Genomic DNA, 17,593 nt, shown 5'->3' on the forward strand with positions numbered 1-17,593 from the left:
CGGACGCAGGGCGTCCGCCCGCCGAGGGCTGTCGAGCCGGTGGTGCTGAGCGTCAGCGCTGGTGCCGGGCGACCGAGCCGTTCGAGCGCAGGATCAGGCGACCGTTGCTCGGGTGGCGCAGGTCGAGCAGGCCGTTCAGCGTGCCCGCGTGCTCGTCGAAGGAGCCGCCGCCGATGCGGCCCAGACCCCAGTTGTCCTCGATGAACCGGACCACGGAGGCCTGGGTGATGAGGTGGGAGTCGACCGCGTCCTTCTTGGCGTAGGGCGAGATGACGAGGAACGGGATGCGCTGGCCGGGGCCGCAGCGGTCCTGGAAGCCGGCCAGGATCGGGACGCCCGCGGCCGCCGGCGTGGTGCAGGTGTTGACGTCGTCGGCGGTCGAGGAGGCGTGGGTGATGGTCGGCGCGACGTGGTCGTACCAGCCGTCGGTGTCGTCGTAGGTGACGACGATCGCGGTGTCCTTCCAGTACTTCGAGCGCTGGATGGCGTTGATGGTGCGCACCAGGAAGTGCTGCTCGTCGATCGGGTCGGAGTAGGCCGCGTGGCCGTCCTCGACGTTGCGGGCCTTGAGGTAGGAGACCGCGGGGAGCGTCGCGCCGCCCTTGCCCGCGAGGGCATCGGAGAACAGCGAGAGGTCGTACTGGTGGTTGGCCTGCCCGTCGTGCCCGACCTCCTTCAGCGACGCCGGCGCGAGGTGGTGCGGGTTCGCGGTCGAGGCGTAGTACTGGAAGGGCTCGTGGTGCGGGTTGTAGTCGACGTCGGGCGTGCCGTCGACGTTCTTCGAGGTGTGCGTGCACTGGGCGTAGGTGCCGGGGCCGGCGTAGGGCACGTCCGGGGCGAAGCCGCCCTGGAACCAGCCCCAGGTGACCTGCTTGGCGTCGAGGAGGTCGCCGATGTTCTTGTCGTCGGTCATGCCCGCCAGCGGGCTGGTCTTGGTGTGGTTGGCGTCCGCGCAGTCGTCGTAGACCGGGTCGGGGTCGCCGATGACCGTGCCGACGCCGTTCGCGTCGGGGGCGTGCACGCCGTAGGCGTCCGGCGTGGCGGTCTGGGTGGGGTGCTCGGTGCCCGACGCGGGGTCGTAGCTGCGGACGCCGTGGGTCTGGCCGGAGACGATCTCGAGGGCGCCGGGGGTGGAGGGGCCGAAGGTGTCGCTCCAGGCGTTGTCGCTCATGGCGTAGTGCTGGGCGTAGTTCCACAGGCCGGTGACGGTGTTGCCGTCGTAGTAGCCCATGGTCTGGCCGACGCGGTTGAGCAGCCCGCAGGTGTCGCCGGAGACGCTCTCGACGAACTTGTCCATCTTGCCGCCGTCGACGGCCTTCTCCTCGGGGGTGTAGTTGTGCCCCTGGTCGCAGGTGACGGCCTCGTCGGGGGAGTAGCGGAACGGTGGCATCGCGTTGGGGTTGCCGTTCGGGTTGCGTGCCGACCTGGCCTTCAGCAGCGCCGGGTGCGCGAGGTAGTTCTCGACCTTCGGCGTGTGCCGGCTGGCGGTGAAGCGCACGCCGTCGCGGTTGGTCGCCTTCGGGTAGGTGCCGAAGTAGTGGTCGAAGGAGACGTTCTCGTCGAAGAGCACCACGAGGTGCTTGATGGGCGTCGTGGTGCCGCCGCGCAGGACGGTGGTGCCGGCGCGGGAGGCGGTCCCGTGGCCGGCGGCCTCGGGCGCGGGTGCGGCGGAGGCGACGGTGCTGCCGGCCACCGCGGCGCCGATCAGGCCGGCGGCCGCGAGTCCCGCGCCGACGGTCTGCCGGCGCGAGAGCTTCTGCTTCCTCATGTGCTTCCTTTCGAAGGGGCGACCCTCGGGGCGGGGAGGCTCCGGGGGTGCCTCGGGGGAGTTCCCGCGCGTGGCGGGCGGGCTGACGCGCCGGGCCGAGGCCCTCCGCGCCCTCACTCGACCGCCGCGAGGAGGCCGCGGCCGAGCCAGTCGTGGTCGTCCTGCGCTCCGGGCAGGACGAAGAAGTAGCCGCCCCCGACGGGGACGACGTAGTCGGCCAGCGGCTCGCCGGCCAGACGGCGCTGCACGGCGGCGAACTGGTGCTCGAGGTCGGCGCAGAAGCAGCAGAACAGCAGCCCCATCTCGAGGTCGCCGTTCGCGTCGAGCCCGGCGTCGTAGTTGTAGCCGCGCCGCAGCAGTCGCTGGCGCGTCGCCGAGCCGCTGTCGGAGGCGCGGCGGATGTGGGCGTCGAGCCGGATCGCGCCGCCGCCGTTCTGTCCGGAGTAGTCCGGCGGATCGCTCTCCCGCGAGCCGCTCAGCGGCGCGCCGGTGGCCTTGTCGCGGCCGATGATCGCGTTCTGCTCCCGCACCGAGACGCGGTCCCAGAACTCCACCAGCATGCGGATCTCGCGCACCACCTGGTAGGTGCCGCCGGCCACCCAGGCCGGCTCCTCGGCGCCGGCCGGCGTCCAGACGATCGCGTCCATCGCGGCGTCGTCGGTGACGTCGGGGTTGGCCGTGCCGTCCTTGAAGCCGAGCAGGTTGCGCGGGCTGCCGGACGGCCGCGGGGCGGAGACGAAGCCGTCGCGACGCCATCGCACCTGCAGGCTGCCGCGGGTGGCGCGCAGCAGGGTGCGCACCGCGTGGAGGACGACGTCGGTGGCGTCGGCGCAGACCTGGATCATCAGGTCGCCGCCGCAGCGCGCGGGCTGGAGCCGGTCGTCGGGGAAGGCCGGCATCGCGGTGAGGCGTGCGGGGCGCTGGCCGGCGAGGCCGTAGCGGTGGTCGAAGAGCGAGGCGCCCACCGCGACCGTGACGCTGAGGCCGCCGGCCGGTGCATCCGGACCCAGCACCCCGTCGTCGGCGGCGGTGGCGACCGGTCCCCGGTCGGCCGCGACGCCACCGGCCGTCAGCTGCCGAATCTGGGTCGTCAGGGTGCGCAGGAGCGACTCCAGACCGGCGCGGCTCACGGCGGTGACGTCGCAGGCCAGGAAGGCCGCGTGCTGCTGGGGCGGGGTGAGCACGCCCTGCTGGTGGACGCCGGCGAACGCCAGGCTCCGGTCCTCGCCCGTGCTGGCCAAGGTGCCGCCGACGGTGCTCGCCGAGGCGGGCTCGCCCGTGGTGAGGCGCGTCGCGGCGACGCCGAGGGCCAGGCCGCCGCCGGCGGCGCCGAGCACGGTGCGACGGGAGGGTCCGGTCATGCGCCACCTCCGGGGGCGTCGGGGAGCGCGCTCACCGGATCGGTGAGCACGGCGACGTCGGAGAGCAGCTCCAGGGCCTCCTGGAGGGCGGCGTCCAGCGCCTCGCGGTCGCGGCGGGGCAGCGTCGTGAGTCGGTCCCAGCGTGCGTCGGCGCCGCGGCCGTGACCGTGGTCGTCGAGCACGCGCTGGAGATGGTCGAGCGCTCGGTGCAGCGAGGTCAGGCGCGGGTCGCGGCCGCGGAGCACCGGCTCCAGCGGACGCAGCGCGGCACGGGTGCCGACGAGGCCGGCGTCGAGATCGGCGAGCTCGGAGCGGCTGGGGCGCTCGACGGTGCTCGCCTCGTCCTGGGCGAGGTCCTCGAGGATCTCGTGGGCGCGCAGCCCGAGGTCGAGGGGCGCGAGCGCGAGGTCGGTGCCGAAGTGGCGGCGCAGCGCGCCGACGGTGGCGGCGAGCCGACGGGCCGTGAGGGCCGCGGCGCGCAGGCGGGAGGGGGACGGGGTGGACCACAGCACCGCCTCGAGGGCGGGGAGTCCGTGCGCGGTGGCGCCGCCCGGCGGCGGGATGCCGCTGAAGGGGCGCCCGTCGATGGCGGCGTCGAAGCGCCCGAAGGCGCCGTACGCGCCGCCGAGCGTGCCGTAGAGGTGTGAGGCGGCCAGCCACTGCGCGCGCAGGTCGCCGAGGTCTGCGCTGCCGTGGGCGAGGTCGTCGGCCAGGGCGGCGACGCGGTGCTGCAGCGTCGACAGGCCGCGGGAGACCCACGACTGGTAGGCCTGCACCGGGCGGATCAGCTCGGAGGCGGTGATCGGCCGCACGCCGGGCGCGGTGGGGCCCCCGGCGTCACCGGTGAGCGTGACGACCGTGCCCGCCGTGGCGGTGCCGTCGGCGCCCAGGCACGCGAGGTGGTAGCTCCCGGCGGCCAGCCGCACCTCGGCCGGGCGGGTGGCGGCGGAGCCGATCGCATCGACCTCGAGGTGGGCGCGGCCGGCATCGTCGAGCAGGAGGACGTCGACCGGTCCGGCGGAGCCGTCGTGCAGGCGCAGCTCCTGGACGCCGGCGGGTCCGTCGTCCCAGCCCTGGCCGCAGCGGGCGGGGTCGACGTCGACGTCCGCGCCCGCGCCGGTCGCGCGGGCGCGGGCCGAGCGGGCGTGGGGGCGGGCCGGGGCGTGGCCGCGCACGTGCCGCACGATGCCGGCGCCGGGGGCCAGGAGCAGGAGCACGACCAGCGCGGGGACCGCGAGGAGAAGGGGCCGCGACGACCGGGTCGGGTCGTGCTGCGTCACCGTCGTTCCTCCGCGAGATCAGGGCCGTGGACGCGCCGTGGAGGGCGCGAGGTCAGGTGTGCCGGACCCGTCGGAACCGCCAGGGATCACCGGGTGGACGCCAGGTGAACGACCGGGGACGGATCAGGCGCGGGGGAGGCGGACGGCGAAGGACGAGGTGTCGGGGTCGAGCAGCGTCACCGACCCGCCGACCGCGGAGGCCACGCGGTCGGCCACGGCGAGGCCCAGCCCGGTGCCGCCGGAGCCGCTGACGCCCGCCTCGAACAGCCGCGGGACGAGGTCGGTCGGCACGCCCTCGCCGTCGTCCGAGACGACGAACCGGACGGCGTCGCCGTCGTCGGCCACGGTGATCTCCACGCGATCGCGGGCGTGGCGCAACGCGTTCTCCAGCACCGGGCTCAGGCAGCGCACGGCCAGCGCGGCCGGCACGGCCACCTGCACCGACGGATCCTCGACGACGGTGCGCACCAGAGGGGTCGGGGCGTCGAGGGCCCGCAGGATCTCCTCGACGCTCGCGCTGGCCTCGGCGTCGGCGAGGCCGTGCTGCGCTCGTGCGTGCCGGCGCGCGACGTCGAGGAGGGTCGTGATGGTCTCGCTCATGGTGCGCGCCGACGCGGCGATGGCCGCGTAGTCGCGGACCGCGCGGGGATCCTCGCTGCCGCGCACCTCGCCGAGCTCGGCGATCCCGAGCACCGCGGTGAGCGGCGTCCGCAGCTCGTGGGCGAGCTCGGAGGTGAGCCGCTGCTCGGCGCGCAGGGCGTCGGCCACCCGATCGAGGAGGCCGTCGAGGCTCGCGCCCAGGCGCGTGAGCTCGTCGGTGCTGCCGGGACCGTCGGCGAGGTCGAAGCGACGGCTCAGGTCGTGCTCGCTCCAGTCGGTGGCCAGCGTCGCCATCCGGGTGACCGGGCGCAGCGCCTGCTCGGTGGAGCGCCGCGCCACCAGCACCGACGCCGCGACGAGCGCCACGCCCGCCACCACGGTGGCGATCAGCGCGTAGCGCTCCGAGCGCTCGTAGGGGCCGGTCGCCTGGCTGACCACGGCGATGCCGCGCCAGCCGCTGGGGGAGCCGACGACCTCGGCCAGGAGCCGCAGGTCGTGGGCACGTCCCGTGGCGGTGGTGCCGACGCGGTCGGCCGAGGACAGCCGCTCCGCGAGGTCGTCGGCGGAGTCCTGGGCATCGGTCTCGATCGAGCCGGAGAGCAGGAGGCCGTTGCCGTCGTAGAGGCGGGCCCCGGGGTCGAGGTACTGCCCGACGTCGCGTCCGGGCGCTCCGGAGCCGGCACGCGCGTCGACGACGGCCTGCACCGCGGCCATCCGCTCGATGAGGACGTTCTCGAGATCGCGCTCGGCGGTGCGCGCGAGCACGATCTGGACGCCGAGGATCATGGCGGCGGCGAAGATCGAGGTGAGCAGGAGCGTGGAGACGAGGATCTGCCCGCGGAAGGTGCGCGAGCGTCTCCGGGCCATGGCCGACTCCTGAGGTGGTGCGGCGCGGACGCCGCGGGTCGCACGGGCCGACCCCGTGCGCTCGGCCATGATGGTGCCATGGCGAGCATCGGCGTGTGCGAGGACGACCCGGCGATCCGCGGCGTGCTGGGGGAGGCGCTGGAGAGCGCGGGGCACACCGTCACGATGGCGCACTCGGCGCGGGAGGCCCTCGTGCTCTTCGGCGCCGACACCCCGCTCGACGCGCTCATCCTCGACATCGGCCTGCCCGACGCCGACGGACGCGACCTGTGCCAGGCGCTGCGCGGCAACGGCCAGCCCGCGCCGGTGCTCTTCCTCACCGCGCTCGACGCGCTGCACGACCGGCTCGCGGGCTTCAGCGCCGGTGCGGACGACTACCTCGTCAAGCCGTTCGCGCTCAAGGAGCTGCTCGCGCGGCTCGAGGTGCTGGTGCGCCGCCCGCGCCCGTCGGCGACCTCCTCGACGCTGGTGCTCGACCCGGCGAGCCACGCCGTGCGCTGCGGGGAGAGCCAGGCGACGCTGAGCCCCACCGAGTTCCGGCTGCTCGCGGCCCTCACCTCCCGCGAGGGCGAGGTCGTGCGGCGTGCGGCGCTGGTGGCGGCGGCCTGGCCCGACGGCGCGATCGTCACCGACAACACCCTCGACTCCTTCGTGCGTCGCGTGCGGGTCAAGGTCGCCGAGGTCGGCTCCACCGCCGTCGTCCGCACCGTGCGCGGCGTGGGCTACCGGCTCGACCCCGACCCGGACTGACAGCGCGCCCGGCGCGGGCAGGGCGGGCAGGGCGGATGGGGCGACGCGCAGGCTGCCAGGTGATGCCGACTCACCTCGATGGCGTGATCTCCTGGGTCATCAAGATCGCCGCCACCACGCTCGGAGAGACCGGCGGCGACATGTTCAGCCAGACGCTGAAGATCGGCTACTTCCTCTCGACGATCGCCCTGTTCGCGATCTTCGTGGTCAGCCTGGTCGCCCAGCTGCGCTCGCGGTCCTACCACCCGGCCCTCTACTGGGCCGTCATCCTGACGACGTCGATGGCCGGCACGACCATCAGCGACTTCATGAACCGCGACGCCTCCAGCACGTACCTCTCCAACGGCGCGACGTCGCTCGGCTGGGGCCCGCAGGGTCTCGGCATCGGCTACCCGGTGGGTGCCGCCATCCTCTCGAGCCTCCTGCTGATCACCTTCGCGATCTGGCGCGCCACCGGCCACCCGTTCTCCATCGCGCGGATCAGCTCCTTCCGCGCCGAGGCGCTCTTCTGGAGCGCGATCCTCATCTCGAACACCCTCGGCACCTCGCTGGGCGACTTCCTCTCCGACTCCTCCGGGCTGGGGTACGCCGGCGGTGCCGCGCTGATCGCCACGCTCATCGCCGTCATCGCCGCGCTCTACTTCGTCAAGGGCGTGCCGAACACCCTGCTGTTCTGGGCGGCCTTCGTGCTGACGCGCCCGCTCGGCGCCACGGTCGGCGACTACTTCACCAAGCCCACCGTCAAGGGCGGCCTCGGCCTCGGGACCTACGGCGCCTCGGCCGTGCTCGCGCTGATCATGGTGCTCGGCGTCGCCTGGGTGACCCGCCAGCACCGCGCCTCGCGCACCGCCGCGCTCCAGCCCGCCTGACCTCGACCCAGCGGCGCCTTCGGGCCCGGGACGGTCCACGCCGCCCCGGGCCCGACGTCGTCGGCGCCCTCTGGAATGCTTGCGCGCCGAGCAGGCCGTCACCGGGGCGGCCCGGGGCACGAGGGCGGAGGCGGGGCCGATGAGCGAGATCGTCGCCGAGCTCGCCCGCGTCAGCGGCGCCTTCGACCAGCCCACCCTCACCCTGCTGCACCAGCGGCAGGCGCCGGTGGTCATCACGCTGTTCCGGGCGGCGTTCGGCCGCAGCAACAAGCCGATCCCCACCGCACGACTGCACACCCAGGTCGAGGAGCACCTCGCCGAGATGCGCCAGTCCGGCCACGGCGACGTCCCCCAGGGCTCGGGCCGCGACCTGTGTCAGCGGTGGATGCGCGGCCAGTGGCTCGTCCGCTCGCTCGACGACGCCGGTCACGAGGTCTACGCGCTCACCTCCCACGCTCAGCAGGCGCTGGAGCTGGTCAAGAACCTCGCCCGCGACCGCGCCACGCTCAGCGAGCACCGCATCGCCACGATCCTCGGCACCGTGCGCCGGTTCAACGCCGAGGCGAACCCCGACCGCACCACCCGCGTCGAGATCCTCGGCGCCGAGATCGCCCGCCTGCAGGCCGAGCGCGACCGGCTCGTCGACGGCGCCGAGATGGTCGGTGCGACCGAGGACTACATGATCGAGGGGTTCACCGAGCTGCTCTCGCTCATCTCCGCCCTGCCCAGCGACTTCGCGCGCGTCGAGGAGCGGTTCGCCGCCATCCGCGCGCAGATCCTCGCAGCGTTCCGGGCCGAGTCGCGCCCGGCCGGCGAGGTCATCGACGACTACCTCGCGCGCGCCGACGCGCTCATGACCGCCACCCACGAGGGCCGCGCCTTCGAGGGGGCCTTCGCCCTGCTGCGCGACGACGCGCTCGTGGGTCAGCTGCGCGAGGACCTCACCGCGCTGCTCGACCACCCGCTCTCCGACGGCCTGCTCTCCGACGCCGACCGCGCCGAGCTGCGCGGCACCGTGCGGCTGGTGCGCGACGGCCTCGATCGGGTGCTCGCCCAGCGCTCGCGCGTCACCGCCACGCTCAAGGAGTACATCGTCTCCCACGACGCCGTGCGGGACCGCGAGCTCGAGCAGACCCTGCGCGCGGTGGAGTCGGAGCTGATGACCTGGATGGCCACCACCGGACCCCGCGCCACTCACGACGTCGCGCTGCTGCCCGCGCGGGTCGGCGTCGAGCACCTGCGCGAGCGGTTCCACGACCCCGCCGACGACGTCCCGCCCGACCGGCTCACCGCCGCCGATCCCGCCGACGCGCCCGCGGTCTCGCTCGCCGACCTGATGGCGCAGGGCGGTCCGCAGCTGGGCGTGCTCCGCGACCGGCTCGACGCCGCCCTGGAGTCGCTGCTGCCCGCCGGCACGCTCGGCGAGGTGTTCGGCCGCCTCGAGCCGTCGCTGCGCCGCCCGGTCGAGATCCTCGGGCTGCTGCACCTCGCCGCCGACCACGACTGGCAGCGGCGCGCCGACCCCGAGCGGGTCGAGTCGTTCGCCGCCGTCCGCCCCGACGGCTCCACGCGCACCTTCGCGCTGCCCCTCACCCCGCTGCCCGACCCCGACCGACCCGCCGCACCGGAGCGACCCGATGAGCACTGACCTCGACGCCGTCACCGAGCCGGAGCTCGCCGACCCCGACGCGGAGCTCGAGGCCGGCCTCGACGACCTGGACGACGACCCGGACGACGACCTGGCGCCCGACGAGCTCGCCGCGCGCTCGGTCTCGCTCTTCGAGGGCGACGAGGGCGGCCTCGAGCACGGTCAGCGGCACGCCCTCATCACCCTGCTCAAGCAGCGCTTCATCAGCGCGCGCACCCACCCCCGCGACTGGCAGGTGCTCGTCGCGCACGAGCGGCTGCTGCGCTCGCGGCTCAACGACCTCTTCCTCGACCTGCAGGTCGACCGGGCCCGCGAGGTCGCGTGGAAGCGCCAGGCCGTCCCCGAGACCGGCCCGCGGTTCCCGACGCTGCTCCACGACACCGCCTGGACCCGCGAGGAGACCCTCGTCCTGGTGCACCTGCGCGACCGGCTCCGCGCAGGGCTCGCCGGCGGCGACACCCGCGTCTACGTCGACCGCGACGACCTCCTCGACCACGTCGCCTCCTTCCGGCCCGTGCACGCCACCGACGAGTCGGGCGATGAGAAGCGGGCCCGCAACGCCGTCGCCGCGGTGCAGAAGGCCGGTCTGCTCATCCCGACGGCCTCCGAGGAGCGCTACGAGGTCAGCGAGGCCGTCGAGTCCCTGCTGCCGCTGGAGCTGCTCACCGAGCTGCTGGCCGCGCTGCGCGAGGCCAACGGCCGCGAGCCGGCGGAGCCGACGTCCGAGGCCGACCTCTTCGAGGAGCCGGCCGACGACGCAGCCGAGGCGACCGAGGCGACCGACGCGACCGACGCGGCCGGTCCGACCCACGACGAGGAGCGCTGAGATGACCCTCGACCACGCCGAGCTCCTCGACGACGACACCGCCGGTCTCTTCGACCGCGCGTCGGTCGCCCAGCCCGCCGACGACACCGTCCAGTGGCGCGCCGCCCTGCTGCAGCTGGTCAACTGGGGCGGCTTCACCGGCCACACCGTGGTGCCGCTGCGCGGCGAGGCCACGATGATCTCCGGCGCCTCGGGCGTCGGGAAGTCCACGATCCTCGACGCCTACACGGCGCTCATGATGCCCTCGGACACCAAGTTCAACGGCGCCTCCAACGACGCCGTCGCGGGCCGGGCCCGCGGAGTCGGCCAGCGCAACCTGCTCTCCTACCTGCGCGGCGCGGTCGACGTCGTCGACGACCCCCGCACGGGGCGTCCGGTCGAGCGGCTGCTGCGCGGCCAGGGCACCGACACCTGGGGCGCGGTCGCGATGACCTTCGTCAACGACCAGGGCGGACGCTTCACCGCGCTGCGCACCTACTACGTGCCGCGCCGGGCCAGCCGTCCGGCCGACGTGTCGATGCAGCTGGCCACCCACGAGGGGGCGCTGGCGCTCGACGCGCTCGAGGTCGCGGTGCCCGAGCGCTTCCACGCCACCACCTTGAAGAAGCTCTTCCCGGGCCTGCGCGTCCACCGCACCTACCAGGAGTTCGCGGTCGTCCTGCACGCCCGGCTCGGCATCGGCGCGAACGGCGACGGCGCGAAGGCCCTGCGGCTGCTCGCGCGCATCCAGGCCGGCAACCAGGTGCGCAGCGTCGACGAGCTCTACAAGGACATGGTCCTCGAGCGGCCGGCCACCTACGCCGCGGCCGACCGCGCCATCGAGCACTTCGACGACCTCGACCTCGCCCACGCCGCGATGCGCACCGAGGAGCAGCGCCTCGAGCTGCTCTCGCCGATCACCGGCCTCCACGAGCGTCGGATCACCGCCCGCCGTCGGCTCGCCGATCTCGACGCCTACGGCGTCACGCTCACCGGCGACACCCCGCTGCGACTGTGGCTGCTGCGCACCCACGGGCGGCTGCTGGAGGCGGCCGTGGAGTCCAACCGCGTGGCCCGCGCGGCCACGGCGGCCGAGCTGACCTCCAGCCTCGCGTCGGTCGCCTCGATCGCCGCCGACCTCGACGCCGCCAAGGAGGCCCACCGCGCCGCGGGCGGCGCCACCCTGCAGGCCCTCGCGCTGTCGCTGGAGCAGGAGGCCGTCGTCCGCGAGGACCGCCTCGCCCGGCGCACCGCGCTCCAGGAGCGGCTCGCGCCGCTGGTCGACCTCCTCACGACGTCCGAGGAGCCCGCCGGTCACGCACCCGACCCGCTCACCGCCCTCGACGACGCCGACGCCTTCGGTCTGCTGCGCGAGCGGTCGGTCGCCTGGCTCGCCGAGCACGCCCGCCAGCAGCAGGCCCTGCGCGCCGCCCGCGACGCCGTGCTCGAGCGTCGCTACCCCGAGCAGTCCCGCCAGGCCGAGCTGCGTCGCGAGCGCGCGTCGCTGGAGGGCCGCACGGGCCGGATGCCGGCCCGCATGCACGAGCTGCGCGCGGAGGTCGCCGCGGCCAGCGGTCTCGACGTCTCCGAGCTGCCCTACGTCGCCGAGCTCATCGACGTCGCGCCCGAGGAGGCGCGCTGGCGCACCGCGGTCGAGACCGTCCTCGGCGGCACCGCCCGCGTGATGCTGGTGCCGCTCGACCGGCTCGAGCAGTTCTCCTCGGCCATCGACGGCCTGCGCCTGCGCGGGCGCCTGACCTTCGAGGGCGTCCCGCTCCACCAGCCCGACCCCGGCCCGGCCGACCCCGAGCGGGTGGCCGGCAAGCTCGTCCACCAGGACTCCCCGTTCACCGGATGGCTGCGCGCCCACCTCGCCGAGCCGGGCCGCAACGCGCTGTGCGTCGAGACCGCCGAGGGGCTGGCCGGAGGCGGCCTTCGGGTCACCCTCGCCGGCCAGACCCGCACCGGCCGCCGTGGCAGCCACGGCCGGGGCGAGGCCCGCGACGTCATCGGGTTCTCCAACGCCGACGCCCTCGCCGAGCTCGACGCCGAGCTCATCGCCCTCGAGCAGCGCCTCGTCGCCCTCGACGACGAGGTGCGCGAGCTCGACCGTCGCCACGCCGTGCTCGAGCGCTCCCGCGGGGCGCACGAGGCCGTCGTCGCGGCCCGGTTCGACGACCTCGACGTGGTCGGCTCCGAGCGCCGCATCGCCGAGCTCGAGGCCCGCCGCGCCGAGATCCTCGCCGCCGACGACGACCTCGCCGTGCTCCAGCGTCAGATCGAGGGGCTCGAGACCCGGCTCGAGGCCGAGCAGCGGCGTCGCTTCGGCCTCGAGCAGCAGCAGCGGGCCCTCGACGCCCGCCACGGCGAGCTCGTCGACGACGAGGACGCCGTCCACGACCGCCTCGCACAGGTCGAGGCGGCCGACGCCGTCCACCTCACCGACGAGCAGGACGCCGCGCTGCGGGCGGAGTTCGCGGCGGCGGCCGAGCCGGCCGATCCCGCCGATCTCGAGCGCTTCCACGAGACCTCGCACCGGCTGGCAGAGCGCCTGCGCGGGGCGGTCGCCGAGGCGCAGGCCGAGATCACCCGGGTCGAGGACGACCTCGCGGCGATCTTCCGGCTCTACGTGTTCCAGTGGGAGTCGCCGAACCTCGGCGTCACCGCCGACTCCTACCCCGACTACGCGGCGATCCTCGAGGAGATCCGCGGCACCGGCCTGGCGCAGCGGCGCTCGGAGTGGCGCCGGCGCCTCACCGAGTGGAGCGGCCAGGACCTCGTCCCGCTGCTCGGTGCGATGGCGGCCTCGGTCGAGGAGATCGAGGACCGTCTCGAGCCGATCAACGCCATCCTGCGACGCCTGGAGTTCGGCGGGCCGGGCGGTCGCCTGCGCATCCGGCTGCGGCGTCTCTCACCTGCCCACGTCCAGGCGTTCATGAAGGACCTGCGCGTGCTCTCGGCCGGCAGCACCGGCGAGCTGGGCGAGGCCGATCTCGAGCGCCGCTTCGTCGAGCTGAGCCGCTTCATGAACCAGCTGCGTCCCCCGTCCCAGGTGGGCCCCGGCGTCGAGGGCGCCTCCGAGCGCGACCGCCTGCTCGACGTGCGTCGCCACGTCGAGATCAGCGCCGAGCGCTACGACCACCGCACCGGCGAGCTGCAGGCCACCTACCGCACGCTGGGGGAGAAGAGCGGCGGCGAGAGCCAGGAGCTCGTGGCCTTCATCGTCGGCTCGGCGCTGCGCTTCCGGCTCGGCGACGAGCTGCGCTCGCGGCCGCGCTTCGCGCCGGTCTTCCTCGACGAGGGCTTCGTCAAGGCCGACTCCGAGTTCGCCGGCCGTGCCGTCCAGGCCTGGAAGGGGCTGGGCTTCCAGCTGATCATCGGCGTCCCGCTCGACAAGGTCACCGGCCTGGAGCCGCACATGGACGAGCTGCTGGCGATCACCAAGAACAGCGCCACGCACCAGGCCTGGATCACGCCGATCACGGACGCCGACCAAGGCGCCGGGGAGTAGCCCGCGCCCCGTCCGGGTCCTGCTCGGCTCCCGGCCTCAGACCTCGTGGACGAACTGGTCGCGGTCGAAGCGCACCTGCGGCCAGAAGACGCCGTCGGGGGCACGCTCGCCGGCGCCGATCACCATGATCGGCAGGGCGGCGTCGTCGAGGTCGAGGATGCGGCGCACCCGGGCCTCGTCGAAGCCCTCCATCATGCAGCTGTCGAAGCCGTGCGCGCGCAGCGCGAGCACGAGGTTCTCGCACGCCAGCGCGGTCGACTTCGCGGCCCACAGACGCAGCTCCGAGGCGGTGTAGGGACCGCGCGGCACCGCGCGCAGCAGCCCGGCCGCGGCCGAGACGGCCCGCTTGGCCGGTGCGGCCAGGGAGAGCGGGCCGGGGCCGTAGAGCAGGTGGATGAACCGGTAGTAGCGCTGGACCGCAGGGGGCGGGGTCGGCGTCGGCCACTCGCGCAGCATCTGCTGGGCGTGCTCCTTGACGCGGTCGGTGCGCGCCACGCACACGATCAGCTCCGCGGCGGTGCGGGCGGCGAGCTGGCCCATGCAGGCCTCGACGAGCTCGCTGCGCGCGGGCTCGCTGCGCACCAGGTAGAACTCCCACTGCTGCAGGCCCGAGGAGTTGGGCGCGAGCATCGCGAGGTCGAGGCACTCGTCGAGGACGTCCTGCGGGATCGGCCGGTCGGTGAAGACGCGCACCGAGCGTCGTGAGCGCACCACCGTCGCGAACGCCTCGGCGTCGGTGGCGACGGCGGGCTCGTGGTAGCGCTGCTTGCCGCGGACCTCGACGGTGGGAAGGTCGGCGGCTGGGGAGTCGGTGCTCACGGTGGGCTCCTGGGCTGGGGGTGTCGGGCGTGCGGGGCGGGTGCTCAGCTGAAGATCATGCAGCTCGACGTCGCGTGGGCGATCAACCGCCCCTGCGCGTCGGTCACCTGGGCCTCGGCGAGCGCGGTGCGGCGGCCCCGCTGGATGACGCGTCCGGTGGCGCGCAGCCGACCGGACTCGATCGTGGCCGGACGCAGGAACTTCACCGTGAGGTCGAGCGAGGTGTAGGCCTGTCCGACCTCGAGCGTGGTGTGCACCGAGCAGGCGGCGGCGGTGTCGAGCAGCGTCGAGAGGACCCCGCCGTGCACGGTGCCGAGCGGGTTGTAGTGGCGGTGCTCGGGCTCGAGCTCCACCCACACCGAGCCGGCCTCGGCCCCGAAGCCGATCATCCCGAGGGTCTCCGCGATGGGCGCGGGCGGCAGGTCGCCGCGGCTGACGGCCTGCATCAGCTCGAGGCCGGTAAGGGAGGTGGGATCGAGAGCGGGCTGGGTCTGCGTCATGGATCCAGCCTCGCGGTCGACGGTTGAGTCTGTCAACGAGACTCAGGTCGGGTACGGTGTGGGCATGACCACAGCACCCCCGGCGCTCGGCTTCTCCACGGCCAACTGCCAGGTCGCCGCGGCGATGGAGCTGCTCGGCGAGCGCGGCACCGTCGTCGTCCTGCGCGAGGTCTTCAACGGCGTGCGGCGCTTCGACGACATGCAGCGCCACAGCGGGCTGGCCCGCCAGGTGCTCAGCAACCGCCTCGCGCTCCTCGTGGAGCACGACGTCCTCCATCGAGTGCCCTACCGCCCCGAGGGCGGGGGCCGCGAGCGTCACGAGTACCGCCTCACCGCGAAGGGGTTCGACCTCTACCCGGTGCTCGCCGCCGTCGCCGACTTCGGCGCCCGCTACTACGCCGGGCCCGACGGCCCGCCCGTCGAGCTGGCCCACCGCGACTGCGGCGCGGCCGTGCACGTCGCCCTGGTCTGCGAGCAGGGCCACGCCGTCGACGACCTGCGCGAGGTCGCTCCGCGTCCGGGCCCGGGCGCCCGCCCGCTCGAGGGCTGAGGCCGGTCGGTCAGCGCTCGAGCACCAGCTGCCAGGCGAACCCGACGCGGTTGAACGGCTCGCGGTCGCACAGCTCCCGCTCGAGCGCGAGGAGCTGCTCGAAGAAGGCGGGGTCGTGCTTCGCGGCGTCGTCGACGAGGAGGTCGTTCGCGATCCGGTTGCCGAAGACGCCGACGGGCCGGAGCCCGGCGACGGCCGCCTGCGCGGCGGTGGTGTCCAGATCGACCTTGCGGGCGTCGGTGCGGAAGGTCACCACGCTCGCGCGCTCGGCGGCGAGCTCCTCCAGCGCCGCGGCCGGACCGGCGTTCAGGAGCTCGCGCAGGACCCGCCCGGCGGGGTTGACGTCCATGAGGGAGAGACGGCCGCCGGGACGCACGCGGCGGGCCAGGGAGCCGACGTCGTCGGTCGAGCCGTCGCGGTAGCGCAGCACGAAGTGGCACAGGACGAGGTCCCACTCGCCCTCGGGCAGGTCGTCGAGCCCGGCGTGCACGGTCGTGACCGCGGTGCCGGCCGCCGCGGCGCGCCGGCGGGCCTCCTCGAGCCAGGCGGCGGACGGGTCGAGGATCGTGACGTCGTGTCCGGCGACGGCGAGCGGCAGGGAGTCCATGCCGTCGCCGCCTCCGACGTCGAGGATCCGCACCCGGCCGCCGAGGTGCTCGACCTGGCGTCGGAGCACCTCTCCGACCACCGCGTAGCGGATCCGCGCCCACGGGGTCTCGGTGTGCTCACGCCATGCCGCCAGCCTGTCGCTGAACACGTCCGTCACACCGCTCAGTCTGCTCCTCGCCCGGTCCGGCGGTTCTGTCGGTGGTCGGGCCTAGCGTCGTCCGCGACGGCACCACCGGGGCGCCGCGGAGGAGAGCAGGCGTGATGGACGAGACCGATCCGGCCTGGCGAGCGCTCGCCGAGCGGCTGATCGACGAGGTGCTCCTGCCCGCCCACGAGCCCGCGCCCCGAGCCGTCGTCGAGCTCGTCGGCGACGACACCCTCCGCGCACCGCTGGTGCGCCTCGAGCGCGAGGGCGTCGGCGAGCACGCTCGCCTCCGCGCCGAGCTGCTGTGGGCGCCCGAGCCGCTCCCGGTCGAGGAGCTCCTCGCGCTGGGCTGGCATCCGCCGGAGCGCGAGCCGGAGGAGGAGGCGCCCGGCTCCCATCGCCACGTGCTGAGGCCGGCGGGCGTCACCGTGGAGGACGTCGCCTGGTTCGTCGGGGCGGTCGTCCGCACGCTGCGGGGCGTCCACGGCGTGCTGCACCCGGCCTTCCTCACCGCCACCGGCGTCTCCCTCGCCGGGCTGCGTCGCGCCGATCCGCCGAGCCGCAGGGTCGGGCCGCGTCCGGTCGAGGGCGACGACGTCGTCGCCGCGCGGGTGCCGCGCGATCCCGAGCACCTGCGCTCGCTGGTCCACGAGGCCCTCACCGAGCACCTCGGCCGACCCCCGGTCTGGGACGTCGACGGCGATGCGGAGGTGCCCGTGGGCGGCTCCCTGGTGTGGGTCCGGGTGCTCGAGCACCGGCCGTGGATCGAGCTCTTCGCCCATCTCATCGTCGATCTCCGACCGGGCGATCCCGCGATCGCCGAGGCCGTCGAGGAGCTCTCCGAGGCCCTGCCCTGGCTGCGGTTCGAGGCCGACGGCGAGCAGATCGTCGCCGTCCACACCGTCTGCGCCCTCCCCTTCTGCGACCTGCAGATGCAGCACCACCTGGCGGCGTTCGCCGGCGCCGACGCCCTGGCCGGCGAGATCGCGGAGCGGCTCGGCGGGCAGCGGTTCCTCGCCTGGTGGGCCGGACGCGACGACTCCGCGCCGCCGCCCCGCCCGGCGGCTCCGGCCGCCGTCGCCGGCACCCGCCCCGACGGCGCCGTCCGTGCCTCCGACCCTGACCTGGAGCCGCTCGAGCCGACGGACGCGCTGAGCGTCCTCCCGCAGGGGGCGCCGGCCTTCCAGGCCCGCCTGGCCGCGCTCGTGCTGCTGCTCGAGGCCGGTCCGGTCGACGCGGAGCTCGTGGCGAGCATGTTCGGCTCCCGTCGCGCCGACCTGGTCGCGGCCATGGGAACGGTCCGCACCAGTCCGCTGGTGCCCGCCCACCGCGTCGAGACCGTGGTCGGGCTGCTGCGCGCGGCGCTGTGGGGTGGGCCGCGGGGCGTCGTGGTGGCCGACGCCTCGGCCGTCATGCCTCCGCCGGCGCGCGCCCCGCGGAGCCGTCAGCTCTCACTGCTGGGCGAGGACGACGGCGACCTCCTCTGGGACGACGACCTCGGGTGACCCTTC

General features: G+C 74.7%; 14 protein-coding genes. 7 read left to right on the top strand and 7 right to left on the bottom strand.

The annotated features are described in order from the left end of the window. Positions 1-52 precede the first annotated feature (52 nt). The 4 genes from ACZDWJ_RS04160 to ACZDWJ_RS04175 all read right to left on the bottom strand — a co-directional run bounded on the left by ACZDWJ_RS04160 (position 53) and on the right by ACZDWJ_RS04175 (position 5,876). Positions 53-1,768, bottom strand: coding sequence for a phospholipase C (locus ACZDWJ_RS04160; protein WP_463519657.1), 1,716 nt, complete (start codon positions 1,766-1,768; stop codon positions 53-55). Between the two features lie 113 nt (positions 1,769-1,881). Beyond that, positions 1,882-3,129 (bottom strand): iron uptake transporter deferrochelatase/peroxidase subunit, encoded by a 1,248-nt coding sequence (gene efeB / locus ACZDWJ_RS04165; protein WP_463519658.1) that lies wholly within the window; start codon positions 3,127-3,129, stop codon positions 1,882-1,884. Then, on the bottom strand, positions 3,126-4,409 hold the full coding sequence (locus ACZDWJ_RS04170; RefSeq protein WP_463519659.1) for a hypothetical protein: 1,284 nt from the start codon (positions 4,407-4,409) through the stop codon (positions 3,126-3,128). Before ACZDWJ_RS04170 ends, efeB begins: the two co-directional genes overlap by 4 nt. Positions 4,410-4,532: 123 nt before the next feature. Further along, a complete protein-coding gene (locus ACZDWJ_RS04175) occupies positions 4,533-5,876 on the bottom strand; it encodes a sensor histidine kinase (RefSeq protein WP_463519660.1) in 1,344 nt (447 codons plus the stop codon). 78 nt (positions 5,877-5,954) lie between these two features. Between ACZDWJ_RS04175 and ACZDWJ_RS04180 the strand changes: the two genes are divergently transcribed. From ACZDWJ_RS04180 to ACZDWJ_RS04200, 5 genes are all read left to right on the top strand, one after another. Next, positions 5,955-6,626, top strand: a complete 672-nt coding sequence (locus ACZDWJ_RS04180; RefSeq protein WP_463519661.1) for a response regulator transcription factor — start codon at positions 5,955-5,957, stop codon at positions 6,624-6,626. A 62-nt stretch (positions 6,627-6,688) separates the two neighbouring features. Then, entirely contained in the window at positions 6,689-7,495 is an 807-nt protein-coding gene (locus ACZDWJ_RS04185) for a COG4705 family protein (RefSeq protein WP_463519662.1), read from the top strand. A 139-nt stretch (positions 7,496-7,634) separates the two neighbouring features. Next, on the top strand, positions 7,635-9,143 hold the full coding sequence (locus ACZDWJ_RS04190) for a DUF3375 domain-containing protein (protein WP_463519663.1): 1,509 nt from the start codon (positions 7,635-7,637) through the stop codon (positions 9,141-9,143). Then, positions 9,133-9,969, top strand: coding sequence for a DUF4194 domain-containing protein (locus ACZDWJ_RS04195; RefSeq protein ID WP_463519664.1), 837 nt, complete (start codon positions 9,133-9,135; stop codon positions 9,967-9,969). The genes ACZDWJ_RS04190 and ACZDWJ_RS04195 overlap by 11 nt, the downstream gene beginning before the upstream one ends. 1 nt (position 9,970) lies before the next feature. Further along, positions 9,971-13,459, top strand: coding sequence for an ATP-binding protein (locus ACZDWJ_RS04200; RefSeq protein ID WP_463519665.1), 3,489 nt, complete (start codon positions 9,971-9,973; stop codon positions 13,457-13,459). Between the two features lie 36 nt (positions 13,460-13,495). Here the strand turns inward: ACZDWJ_RS04200 and ACZDWJ_RS04205 are convergent, their stop codons facing one another. Both ACZDWJ_RS04205 and ACZDWJ_RS04210 read right to left on the bottom strand, forming a co-directional pair. Next, positions 13,496-14,278 (bottom strand): nitroreductase family protein, encoded by a 783-nt coding sequence (locus tag ACZDWJ_RS04205; protein ID WP_463519666.1) that lies wholly within the window; start codon positions 14,276-14,278, stop codon positions 13,496-13,498. Between the two features lie 44 nt (positions 14,279-14,322). After that, positions 14,323-14,778: a PaaI family thioesterase gene (locus ACZDWJ_RS04210; RefSeq protein WP_463519667.1), complete on the bottom strand. Its 456-nt coding sequence runs from the start codon at positions 14,776-14,778 to the stop codon at positions 14,323-14,325. A gap of 64 nt (positions 14,779-14,842) precedes the next feature. On the opposite strand from ACZDWJ_RS04210, the gene ACZDWJ_RS04215 reads away from it, so the two are divergent. Further along, a complete protein-coding gene (locus tag ACZDWJ_RS04215) occupies positions 14,843-15,328 on the top strand; it encodes a winged helix-turn-helix transcriptional regulator (RefSeq protein ID WP_463519668.1) in 486 nt (161 codons plus the stop codon). Between the two features lie 10 nt (positions 15,329-15,338). On the opposite strand, the gene ACZDWJ_RS04220 is transcribed toward ACZDWJ_RS04215, so the two are convergent. Then, entirely contained in the window at positions 15,339-16,094 is a 756-nt protein-coding gene (locus ACZDWJ_RS04220; protein ID WP_463519669.1) for a methyltransferase domain-containing protein, read from the bottom strand. Between the two features lie 104 nt (positions 16,095-16,198). On the opposite strand from ACZDWJ_RS04220, the gene ACZDWJ_RS04225 reads away from it, so the two are divergent. After that, complete coding sequence (locus tag ACZDWJ_RS04225; RefSeq protein WP_463519814.1) at positions 16,199-17,587, top strand: T3SS (YopN, CesT) and YbjN peptide-binding chaperone 1; 1,389 nt, start codon at positions 16,199-16,201, stop codon at positions 17,585-17,587. Positions 17,588-17,593 lie beyond the last annotated feature (6 nt).

The organism is Nocardioides sp. B129/18, assembly GCF_055282735.1.